Annotated in this window: 12 protein-coding genes; 5 read left to right on the plus strand and 7 right to left on the minus strand. The window is 65.1% G+C overall.

Annotation, left to right across the window (positions count from 1 at the left end; translation table 11 throughout):
- Positions 1–424: 424 nt before the first annotated feature.
- Both NA4_RS01660 and NA4_RS01665 read right to left on the minus strand, forming a co-directional pair.
- Entirely contained in the window at positions 425–1,834 is a 1,410-nt protein-coding gene (locus NA4_RS01660; protein WP_067462720.1) for an acyltransferase family protein, read from the minus strand.
- Between the two features lie 148 nt (positions 1,835–1,982).
- Complete coding sequence (locus NA4_RS01665; protein ID WP_067462723.1) at positions 1,983–2,591, minus strand: TetR/AcrR family transcriptional regulator; 609 nt, start codon at positions 2,589–2,591, stop codon at positions 1,983–1,985.
- Between the two features lie 158 nt (positions 2,592–2,749).
- Between NA4_RS01665 and NA4_RS01670 the strand changes: the two genes are divergently transcribed.
- The 5 genes from NA4_RS01670 (at position 2,750) to NA4_RS42390 (ending at position 8,773) form a co-directional block, all read left to right on the plus strand.
- Positions 2,750–4,930 (plus strand): MMPL family transporter, encoded by a 2,181-nt coding sequence (locus NA4_RS01670; RefSeq protein WP_067462726.1) that lies wholly within the window; start codon positions 2,750–2,752, stop codon positions 4,928–4,930.
- Positions 4,931–4,978: 48 nt separating this feature from the next.
- Positions 4,979–6,232, plus strand: coding sequence for a sensor histidine kinase (locus NA4_RS01675; RefSeq protein WP_218022228.1), 1,254 nt, complete (start codon positions 4,979–4,981; stop codon positions 6,230–6,232).
- The gene (locus tag NA4_RS01680; protein WP_067462729.1) at positions 6,229–6,897 is read left to right on the plus strand and encodes a response regulator; all 669 of its coding nucleotides are present in this window, start codon (positions 6,229–6,231) and stop codon (positions 6,895–6,897) included. The genes NA4_RS01675 and NA4_RS01680 overlap by 4 nt, the downstream gene beginning before the upstream one ends.
- Before the next feature lie 98 nt (positions 6,898–6,995).
- Positions 6,996–8,297, plus strand: a complete 1,302-nt coding sequence (locus NA4_RS01685; RefSeq protein ID WP_067462732.1) for a PucR family transcriptional regulator — start codon at positions 6,996–6,998, stop codon at positions 8,295–8,297.
- Positions 8,298–8,548: 251 nt separating this feature from the next.
- Positions 8,549–8,773, plus strand: coding sequence for a hypothetical protein (locus NA4_RS42390; protein ID WP_067462735.1), 225 nt, complete (start codon positions 8,549–8,551; stop codon positions 8,771–8,773).
- Between the two features lie 116 nt (positions 8,774–8,889).
- On the opposite strand, the gene NA4_RS01695 is transcribed toward NA4_RS42390, so the two are convergent.
- The 5 genes from NA4_RS01695 to NA4_RS01715 all read right to left on the minus strand — a co-directional run bounded on the left by NA4_RS01695 (position 8,890) and on the right by NA4_RS01715 (position 14,792).
- On the minus strand, positions 8,890–9,258 hold the full coding sequence (locus tag NA4_RS01695) for an aromatic-ring hydroxylase C-terminal domain-containing protein (RefSeq protein WP_157128742.1): 369 nt from the start codon (positions 9,256–9,258) through the stop codon (positions 8,890–8,892).
- Between the two features lie 8 nt (positions 9,259–9,266).
- Complete coding sequence (locus NA4_RS01700) at positions 9,267–10,604, minus strand: FAD-dependent monooxygenase (RefSeq protein ID WP_067462743.1); 1,338 nt, start codon at positions 10,602–10,604, stop codon at positions 9,267–9,269.
- Positions 10,605–10,668: 64 nt separating this feature from the next.
- The gene (locus NA4_RS01705) at positions 10,669–11,619 is read right to left on the minus strand and encodes a fumarylacetoacetate hydrolase family protein (RefSeq protein WP_067462746.1); all 951 of its coding nucleotides are present in this window, start codon (positions 11,617–11,619) and stop codon (positions 10,669–10,671) included.
- A gap of 207 nt (positions 11,620–11,826) precedes the next feature.
- Positions 11,827–13,188 (minus strand): glycoside hydrolase family 27 protein, encoded by a 1,362-nt coding sequence (locus NA4_RS01710; RefSeq protein ID WP_245671029.1) that lies wholly within the window; start codon positions 13,186–13,188, stop codon positions 11,827–11,829.
- Positions 13,189–13,283: 95 nt separating this feature from the next.
- On the minus strand, positions 13,284–14,792 hold the full coding sequence (locus NA4_RS01715) for an MFS transporter (protein ID WP_067462752.1): 1,509 nt from the start codon (positions 14,790–14,792) through the stop codon (positions 13,284–13,286).
- Positions 14,793–14,866 lie beyond the last annotated feature (74 nt).

Raw genomic sequence — 14,866 nt, forward strand, 5'->3', positions numbered from 1 at the left:
TCCCAGGTGGTAGCGCTGGCTGGTCACGAAGTCTCCTCGGTGCGGTGGTGAGCGGCACGGTTGGGCGCCGCGGGACCGGCGACGAGAAACGCGGGCCGGATGAACCGCGACCGGGCGGCGCGGGGAATGAGCAGGCAGGGCGAGCCGGCTTCTCGAACTCGAGCCACGCCGTGGCCCCGGGACTGTGCGCTGACCATGATAAAGGACACAGTGTGACCGTTATCATGTTCGGTGTCAAACCGGGTGCACCCCGGACGTTCGGGGAAGAAGGGGCCGCTGGTCTGAGCTGCGACGGACATGGTGCTTGCGAGGTGCGGGAGTATGCCGCGGCGGACCTCGAGTGCAGAATTGGGGACCGAATCCGTTGCCTTATCGGATTCGGTCCCCATCTCCGTTGTCTACGGACTCATCGCCGTCGAATATTTCACGTGACGGGTTCGGACCGGGGAGTTGTGCGGGGTACCGGATCTGCCGTCGATGAAGGTGTGGATGACATGGTGGCCGCTGAACTCGCTACGGTTTCCTTCGCTGATTCGTCGACTTCTTTTGCGGTATCGGGCGGCGGGGTTACCTTGGTCTTCTTGCGTGCCCACCGGCGCATGATCGGCTTGTCCACCAGGTGGTAGAGCGCGGCGGCCAGTGGTAGCTGAATGACGAATGTCAATGCGGTGATGAACAGATAGCCGTGGAGACCCCAGCTGTGCCCGGCGATGAGGTGGCGCTGCAGGAACAGCTGGACGGGATATCCCACCATGTAGAACGCGAAAGATACGTCGCCCAACCACACTCCGAGCCTGCTGCTGTAAATCCCTTTGATGCCGCGGAGATCGCGCACCGCATAGGTCGCGATGAGTGCGGCGAGGGGCAGCATCATCACCATGGAGGTCTTGAACGCCATCGGCACGTAATAGGTCAGGGCGTAGGCCCCGGCGCTGGCGACCAGCGGCCAGGCGAGGTTGGTGTTGCGCCACATTCCCGATTTCACCAGGCGGCAGAACATGACGCCGACAAAGAATTCCAGCAGGCGGGTGGGCGGGAATTGGTAGGACAGCCATGCGCTGGTCGGCATCGTAAATGTTCCTGAACTACCGCCGGACCCGGGCATGTCGGGGGACATGGGCATACCAGGGGACGCGGACATGGCGGCCGAATAGTCATAGCCCGACCAGGTTATGTCCGGCGATTTCTGCAGGGGTGGATACATCGACGCCATGCTCGAAATGTCGAAGGCAGGAAAGGCGAAGTGGATTATCAGGTGTATCGCCAGCAGGATTCCGGAGAGGATTCCGATGGTCCACCAGATCGCTCGCCCGCGGATTCGGTTGATGAGTGGCACCAGGAATGGGAAGAGGAAGTAGAACAGCATTTCGGAGCCGAGGCTCCACGACGGACTGTTCAATTCCGCACTGGTGCCCCAATCCTGCGACCAGGTATGGATCAGCAGGAAGTTCGGGATCTGACCGGCCAGTTCGGCGAGTGGGAAACCGAGCAGGACCACGACTATGAGGGCAGTGATCAGATGCGACGGAAAGATTTTGAATACCCGTCGCCGAAGAAATGCGCGGATGGTGTCCTTGGCGCTGTCGTACGACCAGTCGATGATGAATCCCGACAACAGGAAGAAGAATGCGACGCCGGTCGCGCCGAGTTGCAGCGGGATGATGTCCGACAGCTTTTTCGAGGCGTCCGAGGTCGCGAACGGATATATTTGGACCAGGAATCCCGAGTGCAAGAGAAATACTGCGAAGGCGGCAATAAATCTCAACCCGGTAAGGGAAGGTAGCGCGGGTAAACGGCCTTTCGTGGAAGCTATTTCCACAGCGGGTGCAGACATGGAAAGGTAACCACCTCTCGGGCGGGAATGTAGTCGGCGAAATGTGGTGACACGTCGATTCGCCGTTGAGTGAAGTCCGGCTCGGTGTCCGTTCCCAGCCTAAGTCAAAGTTGCATACCTCGGCAAGTTTGCACAACCTGGCAGAATTCTAAGAATCTGCTCCGGGTTGGTTCAGGGCAGGTCGCAGGCGCTCGAACGCCTCGCGCAGCAGCTCCTCGAAGTCGCGCCCGGATCCCTTGTCCGCCAACGCTACTGCGGCTTCGACCGCCGCCTCCGAAGCCGCGACCACGAGCATCGGATACACATCGGTGACGGCGTCGGTGCCGGTTCGCCGCGCGACGACCTGCGCCAGCCGCTGCTTATCCTCCATGCGGGCGAGGGTGTACCTGGCCATCATGGCGGGCGTCGATTCGACGGTCCGAATCATGGCGGTGACTCCATCGATGCCACCGGGTACCGCTTCGAACATTTCCAGAGTGACGGCCAGCAGCGCGTCCCACACACCCTCCTCGGCGGGCCGGGTGGCCAGTGCCGAGACCATGTCGTCGAAGCTGCTGCGGACAGCGTGCTCGACGGCTGCTTCCTTGCTCGTGAAGTAGTTGTGAAAGGTGCGGACCGAGACGTCGGCGGCTTCGGCGATAGCGTCGATCGTGACCTTGTCCAGACCGATCTCGTTGGTCAGTGCCGCGGCGGCCTGGGCGATCGCGGTGCGGGTGGCCGCCTTCTTCCGTTCCCGCAACCCCGGTCGTGTACTCATTTCTCCCAGCTTAAGGCCGTTGCCAGGCGCTCGGATGCACGGCGCGCGATCCCGCGTGGCGAGTTCTGTCCAACACAGTTGTACTGCATATGCAGTACTGCCGATAGCCTGCATGTGCACGATGACGACTACGGATCCGCCCGGCGACTATCGACGTCGTGGCTGAATTCCTCTACCGACTGGGTCGGTTCTGCTTCGAGAAGCGGCGTATGGTCGTGCTGCTCTGGGTGGGTTTGCTGGCCGCGCTGGTGTTCGGCGCGGCAAGAGCACCCGAGGCCGCCGAGAGCGAGATGTCGATGCCAGGCACGGAATCGCAGCAGGCGTTCGACCTGCTCGATCAGCGCTTCCCCGGGGGCAAATCCGACGCCGCCGACGCACGCATCGTTTTCGTGGCGCCGCAGGGTCAGCAGATCACTGCCGCCGGGAACCAGGCCGTGGTCGAGAAGGTTGTGGCCGATGTCGCGCATGGTCCTCAGGTGGCCAACGTGCTCAACCCCTTCCAAGTAGGTGCGATCAGTAAGGACGGTACGACCGCTTACGCCACTGTCACCTACGACGCCGGGAGCGCGAACATCACCGACGCGACGAAAGCGGCCTTGGAGGACGCGGTCGAGCAGGGTCGGGCGACCGGGCTCACCGTCGAGTTCGGCGGCACCGTCCTGCAGGCGATACCCGAGGCGGGTGCGACCGAGGTGATCGGCGTCGCCATTGCCGCAGTCGTGCTGCTCATCACCTTCGGATCCCTTGCGGCGGCAGGGCTTCCGCTGGTCACAGCGCTGATCGGAATCGGCGTCGGGGTGGCCGCGATCGTGGCGATCGGTTTGTCGTCGACGACCTCGATTCTCGCCATGATGCTCGGGCTCGCGGTCGGCATCGACTACGCGCTATTCGTCGTCTCGCGGTATCTGGCCGAACGAAAGGCCGGACGAACTGCCGGGGAGGCCGCCGGGCGTGCTGTGGGCACGGCGGGGTCGGCGGTCATTTTCGCCGGCCTGACCGTCGTCATCGCACTGGCGGGACTGTCGATGGTCGGCCTGCCCGCGCTGACCACCATGGGTTTGGCGGCGGCGGGCACTGTGCTGGTTGCGGTCGTGATCGCGTTGACATTGCTGCCCGCGCTGCTCGGGTTCTTCCCGAACGCCGTTCTGCCGCGCCGACTCCGCGAGGGCGATCGCGCGCCGGACGAGGCCCGAAACACTCAGGACAGCATGGGAACTCGCTGGGCGAGGTTTGTCGTGCGCCGACCGATCCCGGTCCTGTTGCTCGCGGTGATCGGTCTCGGGGTTGTGGCCATTCCGGTCAAGGATCTGGCGCTCGGCATGCCGAGCGATGCGTCGCAGCCGACCTCGACCACGCAGCGCCGTGCTTATGACGCGCTCGCCGCGGGTTTCGGTGCCGGCGCCAACGGACCCCTCACCATCGTGGTGGACGCGCAGGGCGCTCCCGATCCGAAAGCCGTTGTGGCACAGGCTGAAAAGGAGATCTCTGCGACCGAAGGCGTGGTGTCGGTAACCGCTGGGATGTTCAATCAGGCCGGTGACACCGCCGTGCTCACCGCGGTGCCGCAGGCCGGACCGACCGCCGCCGAGACCAAGGACCTCGTACAAACCCTGCGCGACGAGGCGGGTGAACTGCGCACGGCAACCGGGGCGAAAATGCTGGTCACCGGAACGACCGCGCTGAATATCGACATGTCGCAGACGCTGTCCGATGCGTTGGTTCCTTATCTGGCGGTGGTGGTCGGATTGGCGATTCTGTTGCTGATGGTCGTCTTCCGGTCCGTGCTGGTTCCGCTCAAGGCGGCCTTGGGCTTCCTGCTGTCGATATGCGCATCACTGGGCGTGATCGTCGCGGTGTTCCAATGGGGTTGGTTCGCCGACCTGCTCGGGGTCCAGCAGACCGGACCCGTCATGAGCATGATGCCGATCTTCCTCATCGGCGTGGTGTTCGGCCTGGCCATGGACTACGAGGTCTTCCTCGTGACCAGAATGCGCGAGGCATATGTGCACGGCGAGTCGGCGACCGAGTCGATCGTTACCGGATTCCGGCACAGCGCGAGGGTTGTCGTCGCCGCGGCGACCATCATGATCGCCGTCTTCTCGGGCTTCGTCGGGATGAGTGAGTCGATGATCAAGATGATGGGTGTCGGCCTCGCCGCTGCGGTCGTCTTCGACGCGTTCATCGTGCGGATGACCATCGTTCCGGCTGTGCTGGCGCTACTCGGCGACAACGCGTGGTGGCTGCCGCGTCGGCTGCAGCGGATCTTGCCGAACGTGGATGTCGAGGGCGAGAGCCTGCGTCATCTCGAGGTGCCCGAATCGGCTCCCGCACGCGTTTGAGCTGATCGGCGAGCGGTAGGCCACTGCCGGGTGGTCTACCGCATTCGCGTGGTTCGGTGGATTACCTTCGACACGACAAAAGATCCGATCTCGCGAGACCGAGGGCAGTTGATGCAGCGCAATTTCCGCATCGTCGACGTGGCGCTCGCCAGTGCGTTGTTCGGGTTTACCCTCTTCGCGAGCACGCTGGACGCCGAAAGCGGCCCTCCGGAGATCGTCCGGCCTGTGTCTGCGGCCGCCGCCGCGTTCGCCGCCGTCGCGGTTATCGCCTTGCTGTGGCACCGCGGCTACCCGCGCAGTGTGCTGGCGGTGACGACAGTCTGCGGTGTCGTTATGGGCGCAATGGGATCCGGAGTCTCGGGAATGCTGGTGGGACCTGCCCTGGTCGCAGCGCATTCCGTCGGTTCGCGACAGGATCGCCGGTGGATCCAGCCATATCCGCTGGCATCCGGCGTCGTGCTGATGGCTGCGGCAATCGTGCTGAGTCCCGGATCGCTTTTCACCCCCGGCAAGATCAGCCTCTTCGCCGGATTCATGTTGGCCGGCGCGTTCGCCGACGCGACACGGAGCCGGCACAACTATCTCGCTGCCATGCAAGCGAGAGCGGAACTAGCCGAACGCACCCGCGAGGAGGAGGCACGCCACCGTGTCGCCGAAGAACGAGTCCGCATCGCCCGGGAGTTGCACGATATCGTCGCCCATCATATGGCACTGGCCCACGCCCAGGCATCCACCGCCGCCTACCTGCTGCGCATCCAACCCGAACAGGCACAACAGATGCTGGATCAGCTGGCCGACATCACCTCCTCGGCACTGCGAGAACTCAAAGCGACAGTCGGGTTGCTGCGCCGGGCGAACGATCCGGAAACCCTTCTGGAACCGACCCCGGGATTGTCCCGTCTCCCGGAACTGCTGGCCTCCTTCGAGCCCCTGGGACTCCAGATTTCGACATCGGTGACGGGGGAGCCGCAGCCGCTGTCACCCGGAGTCGACTTGACGGCCTACCGCATTGTGCAGGAGGCGCTCACCAACGTCACAAAACATGCCGGAACAGCCTCGGCGTCGGTCCGTCTGGACTACTCCCGGTCGCTGCTGACGATCAGCATTTCCGACAACGGTCACGGCTCCGAGCAGGCGGGCGAGCCCGGCTACGGTCTGATCGGCATGAACGAACGGGCCATCTCCGTCGGCGGTGAACTGTCCGCCGGATTCCGACCAGGCGGCGGCTTCGAAGTATCCACGAAACTACCCCTGGAACCGCGTACCGACGGCCACGACGAGAAGGACACCGAGCAGCGATGACCATCCGCGTCGTGATCGCCGACGATCAAGCCCTGCTGGTCGGAACCTTCCGGATGCTGATCGACTCCACCGACGACATGGAGGTGGTCGGCGTCGCGGGAACCGGCAGACAGGCCCTGGAAGTCGTACGAGCCACGAAACCCGATGTCGCACTGATGGATATCCGCATGCCCGAACTCGACGGACTCGCCGCCACCCAGGAGATCTGCCGCGACGAGTCCCTGGCCACGCGCATCCTCATCCTCACCACCTTCGAACTCGACGAGTACGTCGCGCGAGCCCTGCGCGCCGGTGCCGGCGGCTTCCTCGGCAAAGATGTCGGACCGCAGGAACTGCTCAGCGCCATCCGCGCGATCGCCGCCGGAGACACGCTGCTCTCCCCCAGTGCTACGAGGGCTCTCATCGCCCGTTTCCTCGCGTACCCGGCACCGCAAACCGCGCCCGCCGAATCTCTCGAGGTGCTCACCGCGCGCGAACGCGAGGTCGTCGTGCATGTGGCGCAGGGATTGTCCAACGAGGAGATCGCCGAGCGAATGTATGTGAGCCCGTTGACTATTCGCACCCACGTTCAGCGTGCCATGACGAAACTCGGCGCTCGGCATCGCGCACAACTCGTGGTCATCGCATTCCAGACAGGTCTGGTACGCGTCGAGCCACGGGGCTGAGGTCTGATCGCCTCGTACCTGAGGTGGAGAGCGCCGCATAATATTGACGAAATCGTCATCAACGGTCGGTCTGCGGATCCAGGAAGGAGCGTGTGCCGATGACCTCGGCGTCCAGTGGTCTATCCCAGTGGGTGCGCGATCTCGCCCCGGCGGACCCGGCGGCGCTGCACCGCTCGGTGCTGCCGCCGGAGAAGGTCGCGGAGTTCGCGGCCCGGGTAGGTACCGGTGCTGCCGGGTACGCCGTTGAGCTCGGTCAGGCGATGGCGGCACATATCCTCGCCGAGATTCCCGAGCTGGATGTGGACGGAATCGTGCAGATGGTGCGCGGCGGCTGCGAAGCGGTGGCGTTGGAAGCCGTCGGGGTGATCGCAGGCGTCAAGGACTTCACGGTCGAGGCTGCCCCTGGCGTCTTGCTCGGCCCCGCCGAGGTGGTGAGCCGCGGGATCGGCATCGAACATATGCTGCGCAGCATTCAGGTGGGCCATTCGATGGTTGTGGAGTACGTACTCGACGCCGCCGAACGACTCGTGCCCGGCGCGCAGCGGTTCGCGGAAATGCGGCGTATCACCGCACTCTCGTTCGGCATCGCCGATCGGCTCACGAGCGAGATGGCCCAGGCATATGGCAATGCCCATGAGGCGTGGGTGGCGAGTTCGGCCGCGGCGCGGATGGAGGTGATCCAGCAGATTCTGCGCGGTGACGCCGTACCGCTCGATCGGGCGGTGCGCTTGCTGGGCTATGACCTGACCAGGCAGCATCTCGCCATGGTCGGTTGGTCCGACGAGCAGGTACCCGTTGGTACAACGCGGCTCGAAGACATGGTCGCAGGCCTGCTGGAATCCGCGGGATGCTCGTCGACGCTGGTGATACCGGTTGGCGGTCGCCGTGTGTGGGCGTGGGGTGCGAGCGTTCGCCGTCCGCCTGCCATACCCGTTCCTGTACAGCGGCAGGCGGACGGTGTCCGCGTGGCGGTCGGCTTGTCCGGTGCGGGCGTTCGTGGGTTCGTCACCAGCCATGAACAGGCATTGGAGGTCGCCCACGTGGGCATGCTGGGCTCCGGCGAGCGCTGGTTGTTCGATTACGGCGAGCTCGATCTGGTGGCGATGCTCGGTGGCCGGTTGGACAGGGCCCGCGAGTTCGTGCTGCGTGAGCTGGGTGCGCTGGCGGAGCGGGGGGAGGCCACGGCTGTTCTTCGCGTGACGCTCAAGTGCTATCTCGATGTCGAGCGCAGCCTCAGCGTGGCTGCGGAAAGGCTGCACGTGGCGCGGAACACCGTCGCCTACCGCGTGCAGCGTGCCGAGCAATTGCGAGGTCGCAAGATCGGCGTTCGGCGTATGCAGTTGCACGCCGCGCTCGCGCTGGCCGAGGAGTTGGGTTCGGTGGTTCTCGACGATGAGTGACCGGTTGCCACGCTGACTGCGGCTTCTCCTCTCATATGGGTTCGGGTCCAAAGTGCCGGCGGGTGTTTGCATGGCAGTACAAGCGCCTCAGGGGCGCCCCGGGGTTGGCTGATGGGGATCATTATCCGTGTCCGGCACCGCTTCGGCGGAACATCGGTGCCCCTTTCGGGAGACCTCGTCGTCCGTGAATCCGGCGGCCGAGGCCCTCGAACGCATCGAGCAACGCGGTCGACCGAAAGGGACAAGACACCATGACTCATGAGGCCACCCCGAATTCCACCAACCCGGCCGCACCCGACCTACTGGCCCACTGGGTGGTCAAGACCGCCCGAAGCAAAGAGATGATCGCTTGGTACCTCCTGGAGCGACTGCGTTCCGGCGACGACCCCTCGACGCTGCTCGAACAGGGGGCAGGCACCCGTCCCGGTACGACATCGCGCAGCAACAAGAGCGCCGTTACATGGAAGACGTTGTAGTCACGATGCTCTGGTGCTCCTGCTACGCATCGAGGCCGAGCGCGGCCGAGCCGAGTACGTCGGAACATCCGGGCTCGCAACCTCAGTTCGCGACCGGTGTATAGCGGCGAGGGCGCTTACGGTGCGACGCCTTCCTCGGCGGTGGAGATCGCTGAGCCGCTGACCGTCCGCTCCAGCTCCGCCGCGGCGAAGGTGGCGTCCGCAGTGGTGCGCCAGACCACGTGCCCGTCGGGCCGGACCAGCACGGCGCCGTGTTCGCCGACCTCGAACAGGTCGAGCACCTGCTGTCGGTCCGAGGCGATCGCGGCGTCCAGACCCACCACTATGACGGGCATCGTGGGTGGGACGGCGGTACGCCAGGCCTGCGGGTCGGGTGTGAACAGCGTGTAGTCACGCAGGTCGAGCAGGTCGTGCGTGGACACGTCGTCGTCGTCACCGGCCAGCCACGCGTGCGGTACGCGGGCACCGGGCCATGTCGTCGGCACGTAGTCCACTATGCCGTCGTCGTTGATCGGCTGCGGCGTCGGTTCGGTCCGGATGAGTGCCCCCGAATAGGCGTAGCCGAATTCGAGTCCGGTGGAGGCGAAATGCTGTAACTGGTCCGGTATTCGGGATCCGACCGTGGCGCGTCGGTCACGTGCCGCGGCGCCGTCTCCCAGCAGCGGCGATCGACGGCGGGGGCGAAAGCGCGGGTTACCTGGGCGAGAGCGCGGTTGCCCGGGGCCAGGCCGGCCATGACCTCGTCGAGCCGGAAGTGGTTGTCGACGCTTTGTTCGGCGAACCGTTCCACCACAGGTCGCCGTTCCGGCTCGTAGCTGTGCAGCAGCGAGGTCGGCGCGCGAGCTTCGAGAACGGCGGCGAGTTTCCAAGCGACGTTGTGCGCGTCCTGCACGCCGCTGTTGAGGCCGAAACCGCCGGTGTGCGGAAACCGGTGGGCGGCGTCACCGGCGAGGATCACGTTGCCCTCGGCGAAGGTCTCGGCGGCCTGACTGGTCATCGTCCAGGTGCCCGTGGAATGCATTCGGAACGGGACGTGCTGCCCGATCACTCGCGGTAACGTTCGCGCCCAGAACGCGCGACCGTCCCGAGCGATCTCCTGGTGCTCGCTCAGGAACGGGGTCATGAGCACGTAGTCGTCGTCGGCATGCGCTATCAGCACCCCGCACAACGCGGGGGAGTAGATCCAGCTCAGCAACGGGCGGATGTCGTCGGTGAACAACTCGGCATTGAAGAAGACGCTGCCCATGTTGGCCAGCACCCGGCCGCGCATCCCGATACCCAGAGCTGCACGCACCGCACTGTTGGCGCCGTCGGCACCGACCACGAATCGCGAGGAGATCGCGGTCGTGCATCCGCGCGGGTCGGCTGCGTGCACCGTCGTGCGGGATGGCGTCATCCGCACGTCGCGTACTTCGGCGCCGCGACGGAAGTCGACGTGTGGGTCGGCCTCGAGGGCATCCCAGAGCACCGGCATGAGCTGGTGCTGGCCGATGTGCGAGATGAGGTACCGGCTGTGGCTCTGCACGCGTTCCACCTGCTCGGGGGAGGCCAGCAGGTCGATTTCACCGAGTGGGGCGCCGTTCAGGTCCGTGAACCAGCGGATCACACCGACCTGCTCAGCCGGTGGCGCCAGGGCGCTGATCTGCCTGGCCAAGGTCGGAGAAGCGTGGTGCCAGATTTCCTGGGACCGGGCATTGACGACATGCGCGGCCGGATGGTTCAACGGGTCGGTCCGGCGTTCGAGAACGGTGCTGGCGAGGCCGTAGCGCGACAAGAGCAGCGCCAGGGTGCATCTGGTCGCACCGGCGCCGACAATGGTTACCTCGGACACGGCAGCGCCTCGAGGTCGGCCGGTGGTGTGGTGTCGGACATCGCTCGTTCTCCGAGTTTCCCGGTCAACGCACGGTGTTGCGCTGCGTGCCGAGGTCGAGCACGCCATCGTCGGTGCGGATGGACGCCGTGACGACGTCTCCCGGCGTGAGGTAGGCGCGGTTGCGGGACTGCGTCCGTATGAACAGGTCCCACTTCTTTGCCTCGGGCAGCAGCCCGGCGAGGCGTTGCACGATCGGCTTGGGCGGTTTGATGGCCACCCCGCCTGGAGTGCCGGTGAGCAACAGGTCACCCACCGCGAAGTCCTCCAGCTGAGAGAATTCCGTGAGGGTCTGCGCGGGTGTGAAGACCATTTCCGTGGCCAGTGCCGTCTGGCGGGGCTCGTCGTTGACCGCGAGGCGGAGCCGCAGGTCCTTCCATCTGTGCACCTCGCCGCGGTCGGGCACGCAGAGGTAGGGGCCGACCGGACAGAAGGTGCGATAGCTCTTGCCCTTGTAGTACTGCCCCTGAGACAGCTGAACATCCCGGGCGCTGACGTCGTTTCCGACAACGAAAGCCCCGACGTAGTCCGGGAGGTTCTCCGCGGTAACCGTCACCGGGCCGGTGATCGCCTTGCCTATGACGATCCCCAATTCGATCTCGTAGTCCAGCAGCCGCACGTGTGGCGGAGTGACGATGTCGTCGCGCGCCCCGGTGAGCGAACCCGTGGACTTCGTGAAAAACAGGTTGAACGGCTGGTCGGGATCCACCCCGGTCTCGGCCATGTGCGCTCGGTAGTTCGTGCCCTGGCAGTTGACCTTCGCTCCGGGCAGTGGGTTGAGCGGGGTGGCGTCCGCCAACTCGATGCCGGAATCGCCGGATTCCGTCAGCAGGGCTCGAGCCACCTCGGCGCCTTCCTGAAGCACCTCGCCGGCCGTCGGGTACTCGCCGGGCAGCGGCAGCACCCGCTCGCCGCGAACGACGCCCCAGCCAGGGGCGCCCGATTCGGTGGAGTAGCGGAGAAGGTTGATGCTCACGCGACCAAGTCAACCCGCACCGGCCGGCCCTCCGCTTGGACCACGCGCCAAATCCGAACCGCCGATTTGGACTCTGATGCAATATCGATCGGCGGCACTTGGGGCGGTGTCGCGCTCGGGGCGCCTGACCCGCGGCCGACCCGGAAGACACGATCACCGAGACCGGAGCCGAAGCGTCGCAGTGTGCTTCGGGCGGACCTACAGTGTTCAGGTCGAGCGATCGGGTGTTACGCGCACCAAGGCGACCCCATGTGGCGGGATGTCGTGTGCGGTGATCGGACCTGTTGTCGTTGTGGTCGTGTGTGCCCATAGGTCACGGACCCGGTACTGCTCGGATGTTGCGAGTCCCGTTGCCGCGGTGGTGGTTTTGATGGTTGCCGGGCGGCCGCTGTCGTTGTACAGCGCTACCGCGACGGAGCCATCGGCGAGTGGTTTGACGATGATGCGATGGTCATCGGGCAGGGCGGCGCCAGGTGCGCGTGTCGGGTCTTGGTCGATGGCGATGACTTCGCGGTTGGTGAGGATGTCGCGGGTTTCGGCGGACATTGTTCGCACGTCGTTGCCTGCGATCAGTGGTGCGCCGAGCATGGCCCACAGCGAGAAGTGGGCGCGTTGTTCGGCGATGGTGAGGCTGTCCTGTCGGCGGAGCAGGTCGAGCAACTGCGGGGAGATGCGCAGACCGGTACCGAGACGCGCGGCGTCCTCGGCGGACAGCGCACCCTGTTTGGCGGCCATGGCGGGCATGCCGTCGGTGTGTGCGCCCAAGAACTCGGCCATGGTGATCCCGACGACGAGCATGTCCGGATCGCGCCCGATCCGGTTTCCGGTGGCTGTGGTGGTGTATTGATCTATGACGCCGACGAATCCGCGGGTGTCGAAGTCGCCGATCTTCGCCGGTGGTAAATCGTTGCGCCACAAGGGGATCAGGTCGCCGGTACTGCGCGTCATATCGGCCACCGTCGACCAGTCGTAGGTGGTGCCCGCGTCGGCGTCGTCGGAGCTGTTGGGGTTGATGCTGTAGACGATTGCGCGGCCGGTGGCGCGTAGCTCGTCTCGCATCGCGGTGAATACGTTGACCTGTTCGTTGTGGTCGGAGTCGGCGTGGCACCAGTCGTATTTGAGGAAGTCCACGCCCCATGCGGCGAATTGTCGCGCGTCCTGGGCCTCGTGGCCGAGGCCGGCCGTGGCTCGGGTCTGCCCGCAGGTCTCGTTGTAGGGGCTGGAGTACAAGCCCAGGAGCATGCCGTGGTCGTGGACATAGTCGGCGACGGCGGCCATGCCGTGCGGGAACTTTTCCGGATCGGCCTGCAGGTCGCCGTGCGAATCTCGCTCGGGTGCAGCCCATCCGGCGTCCAGGTTGACATACCGGTAACCGGCATCGCGCATGCCGGAGGCGATCATGGCGTCGACGGTTTCTCGGATTGTGTTCTCGTTCAGCGGAATTCCGGAATTCCAGCTATTCCAGCCCAGCACCGGGACGGGGACCGTGCCGGGCTCGGTCGGGGACGCGTTCGCTGGTGCCGTCGCCGCGGCCATGACCGTAGCCGCGACAAACACTGCGAAGGTCATTCGCCGCCGCATCACCGCTCCGATAGTTCCAGGGAAACCCGCTGGTAGATTCCTGCGGTACTGCTGATCATGACTGTCTGCTCTCGGGTCGTGGGTCACATGTGGACGGTCGGTGTCTGCGAGTCGCTTTGTTCGAGGACACCGCGGCGGTACAGCAGAGCGGTGACGACCATGCCGGTGACGAGGATGGCGGCCGACCACCAGTAGGCGGTGGCGTAGCTGGTGAGCTGAGCGTCGGCGAGTACATCGGGATTGATGGGGCCGTGGGATGCCAGGTAGTCGTTGGCTGCGCTGGTCGACATGGTGGCGAGGAACGCGGTTCCGATCGAGCCGCCCACCTGCTGCGCGGCATTCACGGTCGCGGACGCGGCACCGGAGTCCGCGGCCGCCACCCCGAGGGTCGCCGCGCTCATGGCGGGCGCCACGATCAAACCGATACCGAAACCGGCGACGAACAGTGCGGGCAGCACGTGGGTGAGGAACGCGCTGCTCACGTCGAAGGTGGTCATCCACACCAGTGCGATCGCGGTGATCGCCATACCGGGTGGCACAACGAGTTTGGGGGTGATCCGGGGGATCAGGACATTGTTCGCCGTGATGGCCGCGATCATCAGACCCAAGACCATCGGCATGAACGCCAGGCCGGTACGGATCGGCGTGTACCCGAGATTGATCTGCAGATAGTAGGTGAAATAGAGGAAGATGCCGAACATCCCCGCACCGCTGATGAAGATCGCGGTCATCGACGCGGCGCGAGTGCGGTCGGTCAGGATCCGCAACGGCAACACGGGATGATTCGTGCGGGTTTGCCACCATACGAAAGCTGCCAGCAAAACGGCGCTGGCCACCAGCAGGCCCCAGGCGGAAATATCTGCCCACCCGTTGGTCTCCGCGTTCGTGCAGCCGTAGACGAGGCTGAACAAACCAGCCGACACCAGCATGATACCGGGTACGTCGAGCCGCGCCGTGCGGTCCCGGCGAACACGCGGCAGTAGGAGTGCCCCGCCGATGGCCGCAACGAGCGCGAAGGCCAGATTGACGAACAGCGTCCAGCGCCAGGTCAGTGTCTCGGTCAGTACACCGCCGAGCAGTAGCCCGATGGCGCTGCCCGCACCCGACACCGCGCCGTACACGCTGAAAGCGGTCGCTCGTTCCTTGCCTTCGGTGAAGATGGTGGTCAGCAGCGACAACGCCGCTGGGGCGAGCAGTGCGGCGAAGATGCCCTGCCCGGCCCGGGCGGCCACCAACATTTCGAAACTGGGTGCGGCACCGCCCACCGCGGACGCGACGGCGAAGCCGACCAGACCGACGAGGAACGTCGCTTTGCGGCCGAACAGGTCTGCGATCCGGCCGCCCAGGAGTAGCAGGCTGCCGAAGGCGAGGGCGTATGCGGTGACCACCCACTGCCGTTCGTTGTCGTTGAAGCCGAGGTCGTGCTGCGCCGATGGCAATGCGATGTTCACGATGGTCGCGTCGAGCACCACCATGAGCTGCGCGAGGGCGATGACGATGAGTAGCCACCACCGCGAACCTCCGAGACTTCGGGAGGAATCGGCGGGGGCAGGGTCGCTTTTGGTCAGTTCGACAGCCGCGTGCTCGGGCATGGACTACGCCTCTCTTATAGTACGAAGTCGTTCTATAACAAGAATGGCAGCGGCTCGGGAGGAACGCAATCGTA

This window comes from Nocardia amamiensis NBRC 102102 (genome assembly GCF_001612745.1).
GTDB lineage: Bacteria > Actinomycetota > Actinomycetes > Mycobacteriales > Mycobacteriaceae > Nocardia > Nocardia amamiensis.

Excerpts from the sequence above, each read along its gene's own strand:
- NA4_RS01660 (WP_067462720.1), bottom strand. The coding sequence starts at position 1,834 with ATGTCTGCACCCGCTGTGGAAATAGCTTCCACGAAAGGCCGTTTACCC.
- NA4_RS01665 (WP_067462723.1), bottom strand. The coding sequence starts at position 2,591 with ATGAGTACACGACCGGGGTTGCGGGAACGGAAGAAGGCGGCCACCCGC.
- NA4_RS01680 (WP_067462729.1), top strand. The coding sequence starts at position 6,229 with ATGACCATCCGCGTCGTGATCGCCGACGATCAAGCCCTGCTGGTCGGA.
- NA4_RS01685 (WP_067462732.1), top strand. The coding sequence starts at position 6,996 with ATGACCTCGGCGTCCAGTGGTCTATCCCAGTGGGTGCGCGATCTCGCC.
- NA4_RS01710 (WP_245671029.1), bottom strand. The coding sequence starts at position 13,188 with ATGACCTTCGCAGTGTTTGTCGCGGCTACGGTCATGGCCGCGGCGACG.
- NA4_RS01715 (WP_067462752.1), bottom strand. The coding sequence starts at position 14,792 with ATGCCCGAGCACGCGGCTGTCGAACTGACCAAAAGCGACCCTGCCCCC.
- NA4_RS42390 (WP_067462735.1), top strand. The coding sequence starts at position 8,549 with ATGACTCATGAGGCCACCCCGAATTCCACCAACCCGGCCGCACCCGAC.